Source organism: Niallia taxi, assembly GCF_032818155.1.
GTDB classification, from domain to species: domain Bacteria; phylum Bacillota; class Bacilli; order Bacillales; family Cytobacillaceae; genus Niallia; species Niallia taxi_A.
The window spans coordinates 3,273,906-3,291,826 of sequence record NZ_CP102589.1 but is presented as its reverse complement, the minus strand read 5'-3'; the positions used below and the strand labels follow the sequence as shown (position 1 = coordinate 3,291,826).

18 protein-coding genes are annotated in these 17,921 nt (G+C 37.7%); 13 read left to right on the top strand and 5 right to left on the bottom strand.

Annotated elements, in window-relative coordinates:
• Positions 1-32 precede the first annotated feature (32 nt).
• From truA to NQZ71_RS16500, 3 genes are all read left to right on the top strand, one after another.
• Complete coding sequence (gene truA, locus NQZ71_RS16510; RefSeq protein ID WP_275004592.1) at positions 33-770, top strand: tRNA pseudouridine(38-40) synthase TruA; 738 nt, start codon at positions 33-35, stop codon at positions 768-770.
• A 181-nt stretch (positions 771-951) separates the two neighbouring features.
• Positions 952-1,197, top strand: a complete 246-nt coding sequence (locus tag NQZ71_RS16505; RefSeq protein ID WP_144452170.1) for a YuzB family protein — start codon at positions 952-954, stop codon at positions 1,195-1,197.
• 42 nt (positions 1,198-1,239) lie between these two features.
• Entirely contained in the window at positions 1,240-2,127 is an 888-nt protein-coding gene (locus NQZ71_RS16500) for a pirin family protein (protein ID WP_317011011.1), read from the top strand.
• A 36-nt stretch (positions 2,128-2,163) separates the two neighbouring features.
• Here NQZ71_RS16500 and NQZ71_RS16495 read toward each other — a convergent pair whose 3' ends face one another.
• Positions 2,164-2,787 (bottom strand): helix-turn-helix transcriptional regulator, encoded by a 624-nt coding sequence (locus NQZ71_RS16495; RefSeq protein WP_144452172.1) that lies wholly within the window; start codon positions 2,785-2,787, stop codon positions 2,164-2,166.
• A gap of 239 nt (positions 2,788-3,026) precedes the next feature.
• On the opposite strand from NQZ71_RS16495, the gene NQZ71_RS16490 reads away from it, so the two are divergent.
• Complete coding sequence (locus NQZ71_RS16490; RefSeq protein WP_127735424.1) at positions 3,027-3,647, top strand: superoxide dismutase; 621 nt, start codon at positions 3,027-3,029, stop codon at positions 3,645-3,647.
• Positions 3,648-3,709: 62 nt separating this feature from the next.
• The gene (locus NQZ71_RS16485; protein WP_144452173.1) at positions 3,710-4,243 is read left to right on the top strand and encodes an NADPH-dependent FMN reductase; all 534 of its coding nucleotides are present in this window, start codon (positions 3,710-3,712) and stop codon (positions 4,241-4,243) included.
• A 48-nt stretch (positions 4,244-4,291) separates the two neighbouring features.
• Here NQZ71_RS16485 and NQZ71_RS16480 read toward each other — a convergent pair whose 3' ends face one another.
• Positions 4,292-5,272 (bottom strand): ribose-phosphate diphosphokinase, encoded by a 981-nt coding sequence (locus NQZ71_RS16480; RefSeq protein WP_144452174.1) that lies wholly within the window; start codon positions 5,270-5,272, stop codon positions 4,292-4,294.
• A gap of 175 nt (positions 5,273-5,447) precedes the next feature.
• Here NQZ71_RS16480 and NQZ71_RS16475 point away from each other — a divergent pair, with 175 nt between their 5' ends.
• The 4 genes from NQZ71_RS16475 to NQZ71_RS16460 all read left to right on the top strand — a co-directional run bounded on the left by NQZ71_RS16475 (position 5,448) and on the right by NQZ71_RS16460 (position 10,499).
• Complete coding sequence (locus tag NQZ71_RS16475; protein ID WP_144452175.1) at positions 5,448-6,131, top strand: response regulator transcription factor; 684 nt, start codon at positions 5,448-5,450, stop codon at positions 6,129-6,131.
• A complete protein-coding gene (locus NQZ71_RS16470) occupies positions 6,132-7,145 on the top strand; it encodes a sensor histidine kinase (RefSeq protein WP_317011010.1) in 1,014 nt (337 codons plus the stop codon). It abuts the gene before it with no gap.
• A gap of 82 nt (positions 7,146-7,227) precedes the next feature.
• Positions 7,228-7,911 carry an ABC transporter ATP-binding protein gene (locus NQZ71_RS16465; RefSeq protein WP_317011009.1) on the top strand — a complete coding sequence of 228 codons (684 nt, stop codon included), beginning with the start codon at positions 7,228-7,230 and terminating at the stop codon, positions 7,909-7,911.
• Entirely contained in the window at positions 7,908-10,499 is a 2,592-nt protein-coding gene (locus tag NQZ71_RS16460) for an ABC transporter permease (protein WP_317011008.1), read from the top strand. Before NQZ71_RS16465 ends, NQZ71_RS16460 begins: the two co-directional genes overlap by 4 nt.
• A 476-nt stretch (positions 10,500-10,975) precedes the next feature.
• On the opposite strand, the gene NQZ71_RS16455 is transcribed toward NQZ71_RS16460, so the two are convergent.
• Together NQZ71_RS16455 and NQZ71_RS16450 are read right to left on the bottom strand one after the other, a co-directional pair.
• Entirely contained in the window at positions 10,976-11,578 is a 603-nt protein-coding gene (locus tag NQZ71_RS16455; RefSeq protein ID WP_317011007.1) for a YflT domain-containing protein, read from the bottom strand.
• Positions 11,579-11,835: 257 nt separating this feature from the next.
• Positions 11,836-12,105 (bottom strand): excalibur calcium-binding domain-containing protein, encoded by a 270-nt coding sequence (locus NQZ71_RS16450; protein WP_144452180.1) that lies wholly within the window; start codon positions 12,103-12,105, stop codon positions 11,836-11,838.
• 287 nt (positions 12,106-12,392) lie between these two features.
• Here NQZ71_RS16450 and NQZ71_RS16445 point away from each other — a divergent pair, with 287 nt between their 5' ends.
• The 4 genes from NQZ71_RS16445 (at position 12,393) to NQZ71_RS16430 (ending at position 15,817) form a co-directional block, all read left to right on the top strand.
• On the top strand, positions 12,393-13,307 hold the full coding sequence (locus NQZ71_RS16445; protein ID WP_144452181.1) for a LysR family transcriptional regulator: 915 nt from the start codon (positions 12,393-12,395) through the stop codon (positions 13,305-13,307).
• Positions 13,308-13,417: 110 nt separating this feature from the next.
• Positions 13,418-14,533, top strand: a complete 1,116-nt coding sequence (locus NQZ71_RS16440; protein WP_144452182.1) for a 5-methyltetrahydropteroyltriglutamate--homocysteine S-methyltransferase — start codon at positions 13,418-13,420, stop codon at positions 14,531-14,533.
• 107 nt (positions 14,534-14,640) lie between these two features.
• A complete protein-coding gene (locus tag NQZ71_RS16435) occupies positions 14,641-15,312 on the top strand; it encodes an HAD family hydrolase (protein WP_275004615.1) in 672 nt (223 codons plus the stop codon).
• 22 nt (positions 15,313-15,334) lie between these two features.
• Positions 15,335-15,817, top strand: a complete 483-nt coding sequence (locus NQZ71_RS16430; protein ID WP_144452184.1) for a methylated-DNA--[protein]-cysteine S-methyltransferase — start codon at positions 15,335-15,337, stop codon at positions 15,815-15,817.
• Positions 15,818-15,840: 23 nt separating this feature from the next.
• Here the strand turns inward: NQZ71_RS16430 and NQZ71_RS16425 are convergent, their stop codons facing one another.
• Positions 15,841-17,556: a methyl-accepting chemotaxis protein gene (locus NQZ71_RS16425; protein ID WP_317011005.1), complete on the bottom strand. Its 1,716-nt coding sequence runs from the start codon at positions 17,554-17,556 to the stop codon at positions 15,841-15,843.
• Positions 17,557-17,921 lie beyond the last annotated feature (365 nt).

Sequence of the window (17,921 nt, the reverse complement as noted above, 5' to 3'; positions counted from 1 at the left end):
CACTTTAGAAAGTGACTGAAAAGGAGTACAACATGACAAATTATAAAATGACGATTGCATATGATGGTGGAAGATATAAAGGCTGGCAGCGTCTCGGTAATGGGGACAGCTCTATCCAAGGAAAGCTAGAAAATGTTTTGACAGAGATGGCTGGTGAAGAAATTCAAATTATCGGCTGCAGCAGAACAGATGCCGGCGTGCATGCCATTGAGCAAATAGCCAATGTGAAATTAAACTTAAAAATGAATGAGTTAGAAATAAAAGATTATTTAAACAAGTATTTGCCGAATGATATCAGTGTCCTTAAAGTGGAAGAAGTGCCTGAGCGCTTCCATGCCCGCTATAATGCCAAAGAAAAAACATATTTGTATAAAATATGGAACGAGAAGCATACGAATCCATTTATGCGCAAGTACAGCATGCATGTTGACGAAAAGCTTGATGTAACCAAAATGAAGGAAGCAGCTAAGCATTTTCTTGGAAGCCATGACTTTACAGCCTATTCAAATGCGAAAAGCAAAAAGAAATCAATGGTTCGTGAAATCTACTCGATAACAATAGAAAAAGAAGACGGCTTTATCCATATAAGAGTAAAAGGCGACGGCTTCTTATACAATATGGTAAGAAAAATTATCGGAACATTAATAGAAGTAGGCTTGAAAAAAATCCAGCCACAACAAATTCCTGCCATTATTCAATCAAAAGAAAGAGTCCAAACAGGACCAATGGCAGAAGCAGGCGGTTTATATTTAGAAAAAGTTAAATTATAGAAGGTAGAAGGAAGCTGACTTAATGTGCAGCTTCCTTTTTCTTATGAAATTATACAAGCATAATAATTGCTTTTCAAAACAGATTGGAGTAATGTTATTTTCGTTAATTATACTATTTGGTATAAAAAGTACTCATATCATTTTTTATAGATGTAACAAATTAGAGGGGGAATATAAGCAAATGGGGATTGTAGTTGTCGAAATATGTGATGGCAGTCTCATTACTTCCATAGCATTAGCGGAAATTCTCGAATCAGAATATCCGGAAGTAGCCGTAATTGAAAACAGCTGTCTTTCCTTTTGTGGCATGTGCGCAAAAAGACCTTATGCCATTGTTAATGGAAAAAGAATTTTTGCAAAAACGGCAGACGAATGTGTGACATTAATTAAAGATCAGATTGAAGCAGAATTGGCATTGTATGCGTAATACTGATTTAATTGCATATAGTTTGTAAAAGGGGTGGGAGAAATGGAAAAAGAGATAGTAGAGAAACAAGAAAATATTTTTCGAAGAGATGTCAAAGACCATTGGTATGTACAATATGAAGAAGCGGAGTTCCCTTCCATACAAAAAGGCTGGGTTCTTCCTGTGGAAGGATGGAAAGATTTTGATCCATTTATATTAATGGCAGAGGATTGGTTTAAAAGAGGAGCATTTTCGGATCATCCACATCGCGGCTTTCAAACCATTACGTATGTTGTCGAGGGCAGGCTAGAGCATATCGATAATGCTGGCGGAAGAGATATCCTTGAGCCCGGGGATGTGCAATACATGAATGCAGGCTGGGCTGCTAGACACGCAGAGGAAGGGGTAGGAGATGATATTGCCCATACTTTGCAGCTATGGCTGAACCTACCGAAGGATTTAAAGCATAGCAATACAATCTATCAAAACATATACAGCGAGAATGCGCCTGCTTTTGAGTTTGAAGGAGGAAAGGTAAGGGTGTTCTCGGGAGATATTGCTGGCGTTCAAGGGCCTCTAAATTCGCTTGTGCCAATCACTTTAGCAGAAATATCATTAAGTGCAGGTACGACTTATAAGCATCAACTACCAGAAAATCATAATGCCTTTTTATATGTTTTATCAGGTGATATGGATTTCGGAATTAATAAAGTAAACCTGCAAAAGCACGGTGTAGCGACATTGACCTTTAACGAAAATGGCACAGACGAAAATGAAAGTACGCTCACGATAAAAGCAAATAAACGTAATTCGAAAGTACTCATCTATTCTGGAGTTCCAATAAAAGAAGAAATTGTACCTTATGGGCCATTTGTAATGAACACGATGGAGGAAATAAAACAGGCTTTTCGCGATTTTCACCATGGTGAGTTTGGACCGCCTGCAAAATAACAAAAAGGAGCATATGATATGCTCCTTTTCTTATTCTTAAAATTTAACCAAAAATCTGCAATGGCTGCTTCCTTCTGTCCTGCAGCATGTTCTGTCGATGCTTTCTGGACGAAGAACGTCTTTTAGCATTTCTGTTTCGCATTTACAGGCAATTTTGAACTCTTTTGCGACTTCAAGTATTGGACAATTATATTCAATTAATTCATATGTGTTGTCTTCAAGCTCGTTTAGCTCTGCCATATACCCCTTTTCATTTTGGATTGTAACAATTTCTTTCATTCTTTGAGAAGTATCCTTGCTGTCCATTCTAACTCCATATTCATGGATAAGTCTTGCTTCTCTTTTTGCGAATAACCGTTCTACTGAACCTTCACCATACAAATCCTCAATATCCTGTAAAAATCCAATGCTGATGCCTTCGTAGTTTTTCGGGAAATATGCTTCTGCCTTTTCTGTTAAAGAAAAAACTTGGATGGGTCTACCCATTGATTGCTTAACTTCCTTTGTTTGAATCAGCCCGTCTTTTTCAAGAATAGTAAGATGCTTGCGCACAGCCATATGAGTAATTTCCAAATGCTCGGTTAGATCATTGACAGTCAATGCTTGTTCTTTTTTGAGCAGATGGAGGATTTTTTCTTTTGTATTTTGTTTTTTTTCCATGTATAGACCTCCATTAATGTTGGAGTATTTTTTAACCTAAAAATTGCTTGGTTATGAATAATTAATTATACCATAAAGTATAAAATGTTAACATTTATAAGGCTCCCAGCATATGATGGGCAGGAAAAGTGAAAATTGTGGAAAAAAATAATTGCATTATTCTCTTTTATACGATATCCTTTAAATATACTTTTTATACTAATAAGTATAAATAATACATAATACTGGAGGATTACAAAATGTCAAAATTTGAATTGCCAGCTTTAAACTATGGATTTGCAGCACTTGAGCCTCAAATTGACCAAAATACAATGGAGATTCACCATGGAAAGCATCACCAAACATATGTAAACAACTTGAATGCTGCTCTTGAAGGAAAAGCGGAATTACAAGAAAAATCTCTAGAAGAATTGCTAAGCAATCTTGATGCACTTCCAGAAGCAATTAGAACGGCTGTAAGAAACAACGGTGGCGGACATCTTAACCATACGTTATTCTGGGAAGTAATCGCGCCTGCTAAAGAAGGCAATGCTCCTGCAGGTGAGTTGGCAGAAGCAATTACAGCAGCATTCGGAAGCTTTGATGCATTCAAAACAGCTTTCGCACAAAGCGCAACTACTCGCTTTGGCTCTGGCTGGGCTTGGTTAATTGTAAACGCTGAAGGAAAGCTTGAAGTTACTAGCACTGCAAACCAAGACAATCCTATTATGGAAGGCAACAATGCAATCCTAGGATTAGATGTATGGGAGCACGCTTATTACTTGAACTACCAAAACAGAAGACCGGATTATATTTCTAGCTTCTTTGAAATCATTAACTGGGATGCTGTTGCAGCAAAATATGCAAGCTTTAAAAAGTAATATTTTTTAGATGTCCTTATTTTAAGGGCATCTTTTTCAGATAAGAGAGGGGTTGCTTTAGGATGAAGCTTGTCGGTGTATCTGGTTCGCTTGTTGGATCAAAAACAGCAAAAGCAGTAAATGAGGTGCTTGCTGCCGCAAAATTAGCTGATGCAACTATTGAAACAGAGCTGATTGATCTGAAGGAATATGATGTGGAATTCGTTAAGGGAACTGCACTAAGCGATTATAATGAAGACACCATTAAGGTTGTTAAGAAGATACTTGCAGCTGATTTGCTTATTATAGGCAGTCCTGTTTATCAGGCCTCCATTCCAGGAGCATTAAAGAATTTGTTTGACCACTTGCCTGTTGCTGCTTTTCAAGGGAAGGTGACAGGAATAATAATGACCGCAGGTACAGATAAGCACTTCCTTGTAGCAGAGCATCAGCTTAAGCCTATTCTCAGTTACTTAAAGGGACTTATTCCTTCAACGGCTGTTTTTGTCCATAATGATGACTTTAATGTGGAAAACGATATTAGCAGCAAGGAAGTAAAAGCTAGAATTAATAATTTGGCAAATGAATTGATAACATTGCAAAAGGCAATATCCTAACAGAAAAAGAGATGCGATGGTAAGCCCACCGCATCTCTTTTTTTATAATTATTTAAACAGTACACTGACAGGTTTTTGTTCGTAAACTCGGGAAATAGCGTCGCTTAAAAGTGGAGCGATTGTCAGTTGTGTTATTTTGCTGATTTTTTTCTCTTCTGTGAGAGGGATACTGTTTGTTACAATCAGTTCCTTTATATGGGATTCTGAGATGTTTTCAATTGCCATTTCTGACAGAACAGGGTGTGTACAGCATGCATAAACTTCTTTTGCGCCATTATCAAGAAGTGCTTTTGTTGCAGTTGTGACTCTGTATGCTGTATCAATAATATCATCGATAATAATAGCTGTTTTTCCTTCAATGTTTCCGACAATATTAACTTCTCGTTTTTCACCAATTTCTCTTGAGCCACGTTTGTCAATGATTGCAATCGGCGCTTTCAGGCGATCTGCTAATTCACGCGCTCTCGTTGTACTGCCGTGGTCTGGTGCTACGACAACAACATCATTGGCAAAATCCTTTGTCAATAAGTATTGCGCCAATATCGGCATAGCAAGAAGCTGGTCTACTGGAATATTAAAGAAGCCTTGTGTCTGTGGTGCATGAAGATCCATTGTAATAACACGATCTGCTCCTGCTTTTTGGATAAGGTTTGCAATTAGTTTAGCTGTAATTGGTTCCCTTGGCTGAGCTTTACGATCTTGTCGTGCATATGCATAATATGGTATTACAACATTGATGCACTTCACAGATGCTCGTTTTAAAGCATCAATCATAATCAACAGCTCCATAATGCTTTGATTGACAGGCTCACTTGTCGGTTGAATGACAAATACTTCACAGCCGCGGACACTTTCTTCTATATTGATTTGAATTTCTCCATCACTGAATTTTTTAACGGAACACTTCCCAAGCTCCGTTCCTAAGTTTTCGACAATTTCTTGCGCAAGCTCTGGGTTTGCGTTTAAGGAGAAGACTTTTAATTTAGATCCTTTATATGTATTTGGCACGACGGTTTCCTCCTGTAACATTTCTTAGTTCTAATATGTGTAGCGTTTGCATATTGCCTCTATAAAGTATTGTAGGATACTGGATGTGCCAATGCAACCTATTTAACAACATTATTCCCCTTTGACTTAAAATCAAGCCATCAAATAAGATAGGATATAGTTATGGTTTATTTGTGTAAAGGAAGTGAAAGGAAAAATGAAAATACTATTAGTGGAAGACGATAAAACAATAGCATCCGGGATAGAATACAGCTTAAATCAAGAGGAGTATGAAACAATTCTTTGTCATAGTGTTCAAACAGCCAAAAAAGCAATAATAGAAAATTTAGAGCAAATTGATTTATGCATCTTTGATCTGTCCTTGCCAGACGGAAATGGTTATGAATTATGTGAATATGTTAAACAGCACTCGGACAAGCCAGTTATTTTTTTGACGGCATTGGATGATGAAGTGAATGTTGTAATGGGCTTGGATATGGGAGCTGATGATTACATAACAAAGCCTTTCCGAGTAAGAGAATTGCTTTCAAGGATAAAATCTGTTTTGCGAAGATATCATAAACAATTGCAAGCAAAGCCTGTGATAGAAATTGAAAATATAGCAATTAACACAGCGGAGGGAAAAGTATTTAAAAATGGAGAAGAGGTGTTAGTAACTGCACTAGAATACAGGTTATTTCTCATTTTTGCCAATCATATCGGCCAGGTACTGACAAGAACCCAGCTGCTTGAAAGAATATGGGATGTTGCGGGGGACTTTGTTAATGACAATACATTAACAGTTTACATCAAAAGACTTAGAGAAAAGCTGGAAGATGATCCGCAAAAGCCAACCATTATTAAAACAGTTCGGGGCTTGGGCTATAAGGTGGGTGATTAAATGCTTCGCAATCGGGAATTACGCTTTTACTTGTTGATTCTTTCCATAATCGCATTGCTGTCCACTATGTTGGCTTATCTTTATATATCTGCAGCTGCTGCTATTTATGTGTTTGTTACATGTATGGTGCTAATTTGTGTACAGGTTATCTCTACATGGTGGCGCTACAGGGAAATTGCTAAGCTGTCAGGTCACTTGCGCCGCATAGCGAACGGAGATTATCAATTTGATATAAGAGATAATTATGAAGGTGAACTAAGCATTCTAAAAAGCGAGATATATAAGGTAACATTGATGCTGTCGCAGCAAGGGTCTTCCTTGAAGAAGGATAAATCGAAATTGACCGATGCCATTTCCGATATTTCTCATCAGTTAAAGACACCGTTGACCTCCATGATGGTTATGGCTGATTTGTTAAGCGGAAAAATAACCGAAGAAAAAAGACAAGAATTCACGAGGAATATCCGCATTCAGTTAGAGCGCATTGAATGGCTTGTATCCTCATTGTTAAAGCTCTCAAAAATTGATGCAGGCTCTGTTACGTTTAAAAAAGAAAAGGTTCCTGTCATTCAAGTGATTGAAAAAGCAGCAGAGGCAGTTCTTATACCAATGGATATAAAACAGCAGTCACTTAAAACGGAGGGTGACAGGAATGCAGTTTTTTATGGAGATTTAAAATGGACAGCAGAAGCAATCCTTAATATTTTAAAAAACGGGATTGAGCATACAGCAGAAGGTGGGGAGATTTACTTTTCCTTTTTTGAGAATGCCTTATTTACGGAACTAAGCATTCGCGACACTGGGAAGGGAATTCCGAAAAAAGATTTGCCACATATCTTTAAGCGCTTTTATAAAGGCGAAAATGCTGGAGAGGATTCCGTTGGTATTGGCCTTGCGATGGCATACAGCATCATTTCCGCCCAAAACGGTGATATCGAGGTTGTAAGTAAGGAAGGGGAGGGCACTACCTTCCAGATTAAATTTTATAAGCAGGCAATAAACAGCATTAAGTGACTAAATTGTCACTTTTGAGTCACCGATATGTCATTTTAGGCAGATAAACTAGAGATAAATCAAATACAAAAGGGGAACTCAAATGGATATTTTAAAAATTGAAAATCTGTCTAAAGTGTACGGAAAAGGAGATACAGAGGTTAAGGCTTTGGACAATGTATCCTTTACAGTCAAAAAAGGCGAATTCGTTGTAATTATTGGTCCATCTGGCTCAGGTAAATCAACTTTGCTGCATTTGCTTGGAGGTGTTGACAGGCCAACAAGCGGAAAGGTGTTAGTAGATGATACAGATATTTACGCACTTGATGAGACAGCTTTAGCAATCTTTAGAAGAAGACAAATCGGCCTTATTTATCAGTTTTATAATTTGATCCCAATTTTGACTGTAGAAGAAAATATCACACTGCCAATATTGCTTGACCAGCATGAGGTGGACAACAGCAAGTTTGAGGATATCGTTCGTGTGCTTGGCTTGAAGGACCGTCTCGGGCATTTGCCGAATCAGCTTTCTGGCGGACAGCAGCAGCGTGTATCAATTGGCCGTGCTCTAATCAGTAATCCAGCTATCGTGCTTGCAGACGAGCCGACAGGTAATCTTGACAGCAAAAACAGTAAGGAAATTATGGAATTATTAAAGATGTTCAATAAAACATTTAACCAGACATTGATTGTTATTACACACGATGAAAGGATTGCCATGCAAGCAGACAGAGTCATAGCTATTGAGGATGGGAAGGTTGCAAAGGATGAGGTGATTCGTCCGTGAATATTATCCAAAAGCTTACAATCAGACATTTAAAGGAAAACAAAAGACGAACGATTGTAACCATCATTGGTGTTATTATTTCCACGGCAATGATTATGGCAGTGGCAACACTTGGTGTTTCCTTTCTTGATTTGTCGATAAGACAGTCTATTTCTACTGATGGCGAATGGCATTTAAAATATGAGGACGTCAACCAGGATCAAATTGCGGAAATAGAAAAGGATAATGCGACAAAAGGGCTTTTTTTGTCAAAGGATTTAGGATACTCCAAGATAAAGGATGCCACGAATATATATAAGCCGTATATCTTTTATAAGGCATTTAATGAAGCTGGATTTAACGCATTTCATATTAAAATGGAAGATGGGCGCCTTCCTGAAAATCCTAATGAGTTAATTCTTTCAAAAAGTATTGTGGAAGAATATACGTCATATAAAATTGGTGACAAAATTACGGTAGATATAGGTAAACGAGTTGATAGGGAAAATTCGGAAGGCGAGGAGCTGACACAGCGGTTAAGCGTTGTTACAGATGAAGAAGGAAATCTTAAAGAGGAGCTTGCTGATACTGTCCAAAAAACCTTTACTATTGTTGGAATTATGGAAAATCCGTCTTGGGCTTATACTTGGGAGGCTGGCTATACAGCATTAAGCTATGTTGATTTCACAACCATTTCCCAAACAGATACAGCTGATGCGGTTGTTGTGCTAAATAAAGTAAATGGCTCTATATTTGACCATGCAGAGGGCCTAGCGAAAAAGATAAATACTAAACAAATCACATACAATGATGAGCTGCTTCGTTATTATGGAGTAACAGATAATGATAGTCTGCGCACAACCCTTTATGCTAGCGGTGCTGTGATTGTCGCTGTTATTATCATCGGTTCTATCGCACTTATTTATAATGCATTTGCCATAAGCGTGTCAGAGAGGGCAAGACATTTAGGAATGCTTTCAAGTGTTGGTGCAACAAAAAAACAAAAGCGGAATGCGGTGTTTTTTGAAGGAATGGTCATCGGTGCAATTAGTATTCCGATTGGCATTTTAGCAGGAATTGGGGGAATTGGTGCAACCTTTATCTTCCTAAATTCATTTATTGAAGGAGCTTTAGGTGTATCCCAAAAGCTGGAGCTAGTTGTAACACCATACTCTGTTCTGATTGCAATAGTAGTTTCTGTTTTTACTATTTTTATATCTGCCTTTTTGCCAGCACGCAAGGCATCAAAAATTTCGGCAATTGATGCGATCCGTCAAACACAGGATGTGAAGCTGACAGGAAAAGCAGTCAAAACATCAAAGCTTGTACGGAAGCTGTTTGGAATAGAAGCAGAAATAGGGCTGAAAAATTTAAAACGCCATAAACGCAGATATCATGCTACTGTTTTTTCATTAGTTATCAGCATTGTCCTATTTTTAGCAGTAGCCTTTTTTACATCAAATATTAAAAAGTCTCTGGAGTTGTCACAGGAAAATGTCAGCTTTGATATTCAAGTATACAGCTCTGGCTTTATGCAGCCGAGTGATTATATTCCGTTAACAAAGCTTTCGTATGTTGAGGACAGTACGATATTACGAGAATCATATGTGTTAAGTACATGGGTTAAGGAAAGTGCTATTGCAGATGAGCTGAAAGAAATGGTTGCAGATGACAAGAGTTTACTTAAGAAGGGTGAATTCCAGTATACAGTACATCTTGTCGGTCTTGATGAAGCAAGTTTTAAAGAATATGCAAAAGAGGCAGGTGTTTCGTTAGACAAATTCACTGATGATAATATCCCGATGGGAATTCTCATAGACAAAATCTCCTATCAGGATTACGATACGAGAAAATTTATTGAAACTACTACGGTCCATGCTAAAAAAGGAGATAATTTCGAGCTGCATTACAGTGATGGCGAAAATGACACTGCAATAAGTAAGGTGGGAATTGCTGGTATGACAAATAAGCTTCCACTCGGTATGAATACAGGAGGAGTTGGCAGCATTGATATCATCGTATCAGACAAGACGTTTTCACAGCTGTCTGATAACGAAAAAACAAAGGATTTTTTCGATACGTCACTGTATTTGAACAGCTCTGATCCTCTTGCAACCCAAAAGGAACTAGAGGACGTTAAAACCTCAAATATGTATGTATACAATGTTTATCAAAATAAGCAGGAAAATGAACAAATGCTTCTGTTTATGTCTGTTTTCACCTACGGGTTCATCATCCTTATTTCGCTGATTTCCGTTGCAAATATATTCAATACAATCAGCACAAGTATTGCATTAAGAAAACGGGAATTTGCGATGCTTCGTTCCGTCGGGATGACACCGAAGGGCTTTAATAAAATGCTGCAATACGAAAGTATGTTTTATGGATTAAAAGCCTTGCTGTATGGCCTGCCTTTAAGCATCGCTGTTATGGTGCTGCTGTACTTCTCTATAAGACAGACATTTGAGTATGGTTTTGCATTACCATGGATGAGCATGCTATTTTCAATTATCGCTATCTTTGTCATCGTTGGTTTAGCGATGATGTATGCAACTGTAAAAATAAAAAAAGAAAATATTATTGATGGATTGAAGCAGGAAAATATTTAATAAAAAAGCCGGATTTGCTTAGAGGCAAATCCGGTTTTTAGCTTGTGAAGAAAGGTACCTTTATTTCATCACAAGCTTTTAAGCCTAGAACTAAACAAATTAGGAGAATGAAATATAATTGCTTAAATTAAGTTCACAAATTTGTAAGAACTCTCCATATAGCTATGTATTTGCTTTCGTTAAAATAAAAGCTAAGTAAATAAAGAGGTGATAAATTGGAGTTTGTTAGAAAATGGTTTCTGCTGATACATTTGATATTAGTTTATACTGTTTTAGTATTTTTTGATTATCCAGCTACCGGAACTTATAAGTGGCTTGAAAACTTTATAGAATCTGTAATTATCGTTATTTCTTTTATATTTTTTTTGTGGTTGATTGAAGATAAGAAATAGAACTTGTTTTCAGGCTATCAAGACTTTCTGGACAGCTTGAAAAAGCCGGATTTGCTAGAGCAAATCCGGCTTTTTACTATATACCTATTTTGATAAATGTTCGTTACGCGGGAAGGACCTATCAAGCACAACTTCATCTGTTGCCTCTCTATTGTTATTGCCTCCAGCTCTTCTTTCCAATATTGGCGTATCAGGTGTATCTTCAAATACAGGGTTCCTGCGCTCATAATCCTCATTTGACCCTAAGGAAATATTCATCCCTTGTGCTCTGTTTGTCGGATTAACGTCATTTAATGGCCGCATATTTGGATAGTCATTTGCTATGTTTGCAGTGATTTCGTTAACATCTCCTTCAACAGCGAGCAAAAACTTCCCTTCTTCCAGCTGGTCTGAATACTGATCCAGCTCAACTGCTGGTATGTCTATGTCGGCAGTTTTGTTTTCATTTGCGCCAAATCCAAGGTCCTCCATTGTGAAATAGCTTTTTAATCTTTCAAAAAAACCAGCTGATTCATTATCTTCTGCAGAGGCAATATTTGCATCTGTCCGTGATTCGAGATAATCCGTGTCTTTTCTGTTCGTCACAACAGAAAAATCCTCTGCTTCATATCCTTTTGCAGTTAATCTTTCAATGGCATCAATTGTCTCTTGGGGAGTCTCATAAACAGCTACTATACTTTTTGCCATTTTCATTCAACCTCCTTGACTAATTCAAAATGATTTTCTTATCAACTTTTTTCCCGCTGTGAGGAGGTTTAAACAGAAATGATAGATTTGCTAAAATAAGGAAGAAAGAATGTATTTAATTTTGTCCGTGTATGGTTTAAGCATGCCAATTACATGTACAATTTAAAAATGTATGGAGAGCATTTAATACTTTTAAGTGGTTAAAGGCTTAAAAAAACCAGAACTAAGGAAGATAAGTTCTGGTTTTTTCGGTCTATTTATTTTTCACAAGCAATTAAATCTTTATCTCTATCGCTTTTTTTGTTGGCGTCATAAAGAGCTTTCGATACGTATGGCTTGTATTTTGTTTTTCCGCCTTTGTTTTTCACATTTGCAGCGCGGGCTACTCCGCCTTTGTATTTTTTATTTAGCTCTGTGCAGTTTTTGTAGGTAACTACTTTTGTAGCAGCCTCTGCATTATGGACTGTGCCAAGTGTGAAGCTAAAAAGCAGGCCTGTTGCCAAAGTTGCTTTAATAATTGTTTTCATATGTTTCTCCTTACCATTCGTGATAATTTCTACTTTTTTAATATCGCTAGAATAAGAGCTTTTTTTAGCAGAAATCGGAATATTTTACAAATATTTTTCCAATCCCAATTTATAGTATCTTAATCCCCTTATACAAGCAATAAAAATATGATATTATGTAAAAAATTAAATTTACAAGAAATTAATGACAGGGGATGAACAGCTACCTATTAATTAAGTTATAAATGGTATAAATAAGAGTTAAGCAGCGATTGTACATAATTATTAAAAAAACAGGAGGTAATTTTATGACACTCCAGCAATTGAAGTATGTGGTGGAAATAGTTTTATGCGGCTCTATTAATGAAGCGGCAAGGCGTTTATATATGTCACAGCCGAGTTTGTCTAAGGCAGTTAAAGAGCTGGAAAAGGAGATGGGCTTTGAGATTTTTTTACGGACGTCAAAAGGAATCACTTTATCAAAAAACGGTGCTGAATTTCTCGGATATGCCCGCCAAGTAGTGGAGCAGGCGGAGCTGCTTGAACGGAGGTATTTTGACAGCGCGCCATCTCAACAGCTTTTCTCTGTATCGACACAGCATTATGCATTTGCTGTAAACGCATTTGTCGAAATGATCAAACAGCATGGAGCGGACGAATATCAATTTACTTTGCGGGAAACACGGACATATGAAATCATTGAGGATGTTAAAAACTTTCGCAGTGAAATTGGTATCCTTTATGTCAGCTCGTTTAATGAAAAGGTTATGCTGCAAATGCTCGAACAGGAAGGACTTGATTTCCATTCTTTATTTGAGGCGGGTCCGCATATTTTTGTGAGTGCCCAAAATCCGCTAGCGAAAAGGTCTTCGGTAACGCTTGGAGATTTAGAAGCATATCCGCGGCTGTCTTTTGAACAAGGGGAGTTTAATTCCTTTTATTATGCGGAGGAAATATTCAGTACTATTCCTCGCAAAAAATCAATCCAAGTGAGTGACCGTGCTACTTTATTCAATCTGCTGATTGGGCTGAATGGGTACACCATTTCAACAGGGATTTTAAGCTCGGACTTAAATGGATCTGACATTGTTTCTGTTCCGCTAGCTGAAGAGGAAACGATTTCAGTAGGATGGATTGTACACAAAAAAACAAGATTAAGCAGGATTGCAAACCTTTATTTAGAAGAGCTTAAAAGATTTGTCGATTACTATGCTCCTAAGTGATATAGCTTTTAGTTATAACGGATAATTACTTTTATCAGTTACTCTATACCCTTTTAATTATGCTAATATACAGACAATATAGGAACGACAAAGGGAAAAGAGGGAATTAGATGCAAACGATTGATAAATCATCACAGAAAACAGCACCATTTCGCGCAGACCAAGTAGGAAGCTTATTGAGATCTGAGGCAATTAAGAAGGCGCGTCTACAAAGAGCAGCTGACGAAATTACTGCAGAGCAATTAAAAACAATAGAAAATGAAGAGATTGCCAGAATTGTAGAAAAGCAGAAGGAAGTTGGCCTTCAAGCTGTAACAGATGGAGAATTCCGCAGAGCATGGTGGCATTTTGATTTTCTTGAGGACCTACAAGGTGTGACAGGCTATCAAACTGGGTCTGGTATCCAATTCCAGCAAAAGCAAACAAAATCACGTGCTATTAAGGTTACGGACAAGCTTGGGTTTGACAAGCACCCATTCCTTGAGGATTTTAAATTTCTTCAAGCTGCAGCTGGTGACCATACAGCAAAATTGACGATTCCAAGTCCAAGTATGCTTCATTTCCGCGGTGAAGTTGACAAGGCTGTGTATCCGGACCAAGATGAATTTTTCGCAGATCTTGCACAAACATACAAAAAGGGCCTTCAAGCGTTTTATGATGCAGGCTGCCGTTATGTGCAACTTGATGACACATCATGGGCATACCTTTGTTCAGAAGAACAGAAGGAACAGCTGCGCGCAAAAGGAATGGATCCTGACTACTTAAGCAGAAAATATTTAGAAACGCTGAATGAAGCAGTTTCTGATCGTCCAGATGATTTCAAAGTAACAATGCATATATGCCGAGGGAATTTCCGTTCTACATGGATTTCTTCAGGTGGTTATGAGCCGGTTGCTGAAAAGCTGTTTGGTCATTTAAATATTGATGGATTCTTCCTTGAATATGATAATGATCGTTCAGGTGGTTTTGAACCGCTCCGTTTCGTTAACAGACCAGACTTAAATATCGTACTTGGATTAATCACTTCTAAATTCGGTGAACTAGAGGATAAGGATGTTATTAAACGTCGTATTGAAGAAGCATCACGCTATGTTGACTTAAATCAGTTGTGCTTAAGCCCGCAGTGCGGCTTTGCATCAACAGAAGAAGGCAACCTGCTGACAGAAGAGCAGCAATGGGATAAGCTCCGCCATGTTGTAGAAATTTCAAATGATGTTTGGAAATAATGCTTTATAAAGCTGACTGACTGAAAAATTTTCAGTCAGTTTTTTTATGGCTTGAGCCATGTTGAAAGCAATAGTTTATAATGGAAGAAAAGGTAGGGGCTGTTTATATGATAAAAGCAGTTTTGTTTGATTTAGATGGAACATTATTAAACAGAAATGAATCAGTCCTGCATTTTGCTGAACGACAATATAACCGCATAATAAAAAAGACAAGCGATATTTCGAAAGAAACATATATAAGCAGATTCATCACCTTGGATGAAAAGGGCTATGTTTGGAAGGATAAAGTCTATCAGCAGCTTGTTGAAGAATTTCACTTGGCCGGAATCACTTGGCAGGAGCTGCTGCAAGATTATGTAGAGGAGTTTCCGTATAGCTGTGTGCCTTTTTCATATTTAAAAGAAATGTTAGCACAGCTTTCATCAGCAGGGCTTCGCTTAGGAATCATTTCAAACGGATATGGGCGGTTTCAGCAAAGTAATATAGAGTCGTTAGGAATCAAACACTTTTTTGATGAGATATTGATATCAGAATGGGAGGGTTTGCGAAAGCCAGATCCGGCCATTTTTCTGCGTGCGCTGCAAAGGCTGGAAGTAAATCCTGAAGAAAGCCTTTTTATCGGCGATCATCCGCGAAATGATATAGAAGCAGCCCGTAATGTTGGAATGCTTGGAGTATGGAAAGAGAATTCTGATTGGAGCAGTGCTGGAATGGATTATATCGTAAAGGATTTGGCAGAGATTCCAATGCTGATAAAAAAACTCAATCAAGACATGTAATAAATAGCTGGAGGAATGTTAAATGAGCGATAAATATATGATTGATTATCAATCACCAATTGGGCTTGTTGAAATCACAGGTACCGAAGAAGGGGTATACTCTGTACTGTTTACAGAAAGAGACATCTTGCAATATCCCTTGTTGGAAAATACGCCAAAATCATTAATAGATTGCTATCAACAGCTTGATTTGTATTTTAAAGGAGAGCTTGAGACATTTACTTTTCCATATATAGTCGAAGGTACAGATTTCCAAAAAAATGTGTGGAATACATTACCGTCTATTTCTTACGGTAAAACCGGCTCCTATAAAGACATTGCAGCAGCAATCGGTAATGAAAAGGCAGTTCGGGCAGTTGGCAGTACAAATGGCAAAAATAAGCTTTGTATTGTTCTGCCATGTCACCGGATTATTGGCAGCAATGGCAGCTTGACAGGTTATGCAGGCGGCCTGTGGCGAAAGGAATGGCTTTTGGAGCATGAAAACAAACATGCCCCGAAATGATTATTTCAGGGCATGTTTGTTTGTTAACCAATTTTAAATTGCTTAATGATTGCTTGTAGATCATCTGCTAAAAGGGCCAGCGCTTGAGAAGAGGAAGTGATTTCTTCCATCGAGGCAAGCTGTTCCTGTGTTGCAGCAGAGATATTTTGTGTGATGGAAGCAGAATCCTTTGCTACATCACTAACTTCATCCATTGAAGTGTGAACAGTTTCTGTTCCATTTGCTAGTTTTTGCAGTGCTTCTGAAATGTCTTCAATTTGCGAGACGACACCATTAACGGCTGTTTCGATTTTTTGGAAGGAGGCACCTGCTGTATGAACGACAGTTAAGCCTGAGTTAACTTCTTGTGAGGCTCTTTCCATTGTTTGAAGTGTATACTCTGTATCCTTCTGAATTAATTGAATCAAGTTCGAGATTTGTTCTGTTGATTTAGTAGATTCCTCTGCAAGTGTTCTAACTTCATCAGCAACGACTGCAAAGCCTTTGCCATGCTCTCCAGCACGTGCCGCTTCAATTGCTGCATTCAATGCCAACAGGTTTGTTTGGGCTGAAATGCCAGTGATGACATTCGTAATTTCTCCGATTTCATTTGAACGTTCATTTAAGCTTCTGACAGCTTCTGATAAGCTGGTAACATTAGCATAAATAGAATTCATTTGCTTATTTACTTCTGTAATTGCTTCATTTCCCTCTGCAGACACTTGAGATGCATGAAGGACATCTTTTGTTATTTTATCTGTATTATCAGCAATTGTTTTTGTATATGTCGTAATATTGCTGATGATATCGGCACTGTCTTCGATTTTATCAACTTGTTTATCTGTTCCTACAGAAAGCTCCTGCATGGTAAGTGTTATATGCTCACTTGCTTTGCTGTTTTCCTCCGCACTTGCACTCAGCTCTTCTGAAGCAGCAGCAACCTGTTGCGAAGAATCATATACAGTACTGAAAACAGATTGAAGCTTTGCTGTCATATTATTGAAGGAATTAGCAAGTTCGCCAATTTCATCCTTTGATTGGTAGCTTCCTTTAACAGTAAAATCTCCATCCTCTGCCATAGAAAGAAGCTCTTTTACTTCCTTGACTGGTTTTACAATCATCCGGCCGATAAAATAGCTCAATAGTAACAGCAGCAAAACAGCCAAAATGATGACAGCCGCAACAAAAATAGTAACTGTAGTTAAGGTTTCCTTACTTTTCGTGTAAAGCTTTTCTGCATGCTTTGTTTTCGCGGCAACAAGCTCTTTTAACGTTTCGTTTACTTTTGCTCTGTTTGTTTCTACTTCTTTTAAGTAAATTTCATAGCCTTCTGTGTTTTTATTAGCAAGAGCAAGAGCAACCACTTTATCTCTTCCTGCAGTCAAAGGAGTTACCTCCTCCTTAAACTGGTCAAGCAGTGTTTTTTCTTCCGCAGTCATTTTGCCACTCTCAATCTTGGCAACAAGTGTATCAATTTCCTCCCAGGCAGACTTAATCTCCACCTGCAGTTCTTTATTTTTAGCTGCATCTGTTGTCAGCAGAAGTTCAAGTGTATAGGCGCTGCTTGACCTTGTGTTAATTCTAATTTGCAGCATATCAGTTATCGGCAGCAGATTCTCCTTGTAGATAACTTCTGAATCCTCAGCCATAACACGAATATAATTTAAGCCTAAAAAACCAACTGAGCAAAGTGCTGCAGCACTTACTAGTGTGATAATCAAAAGCTTTCTGGTAATGTTTAAGTTTTTTAGCAGTTTCAATGATGTTGTCTCCTTTTAAGTTTATTTTCCTGAAACTAATACATATATCGGCCTGCTTAATGCATTCTAAAGAAGCGATGTCCTGCCTCTTTTTTCCTTAGATTTTCCTAGGTAATTCGATCATTAAGATTAAACTTAGTCATATGATAGACTATTAACAACCAATTTGTACCAATCTCTTGAAGCTCTCAGAATGCATCTGCTTTTTTTGGTGTTAATAAGTTTCATTCTACTGATAAACGGATAATAACTAGAATTAGCATACTTCTTGTTCTATTAACAAAAAGGCTTACATAATAGTACTAAGAAATCAATTATGATATAATAAGTGATTAATTGAATATTAAGAATTTTATTGTTGCTTT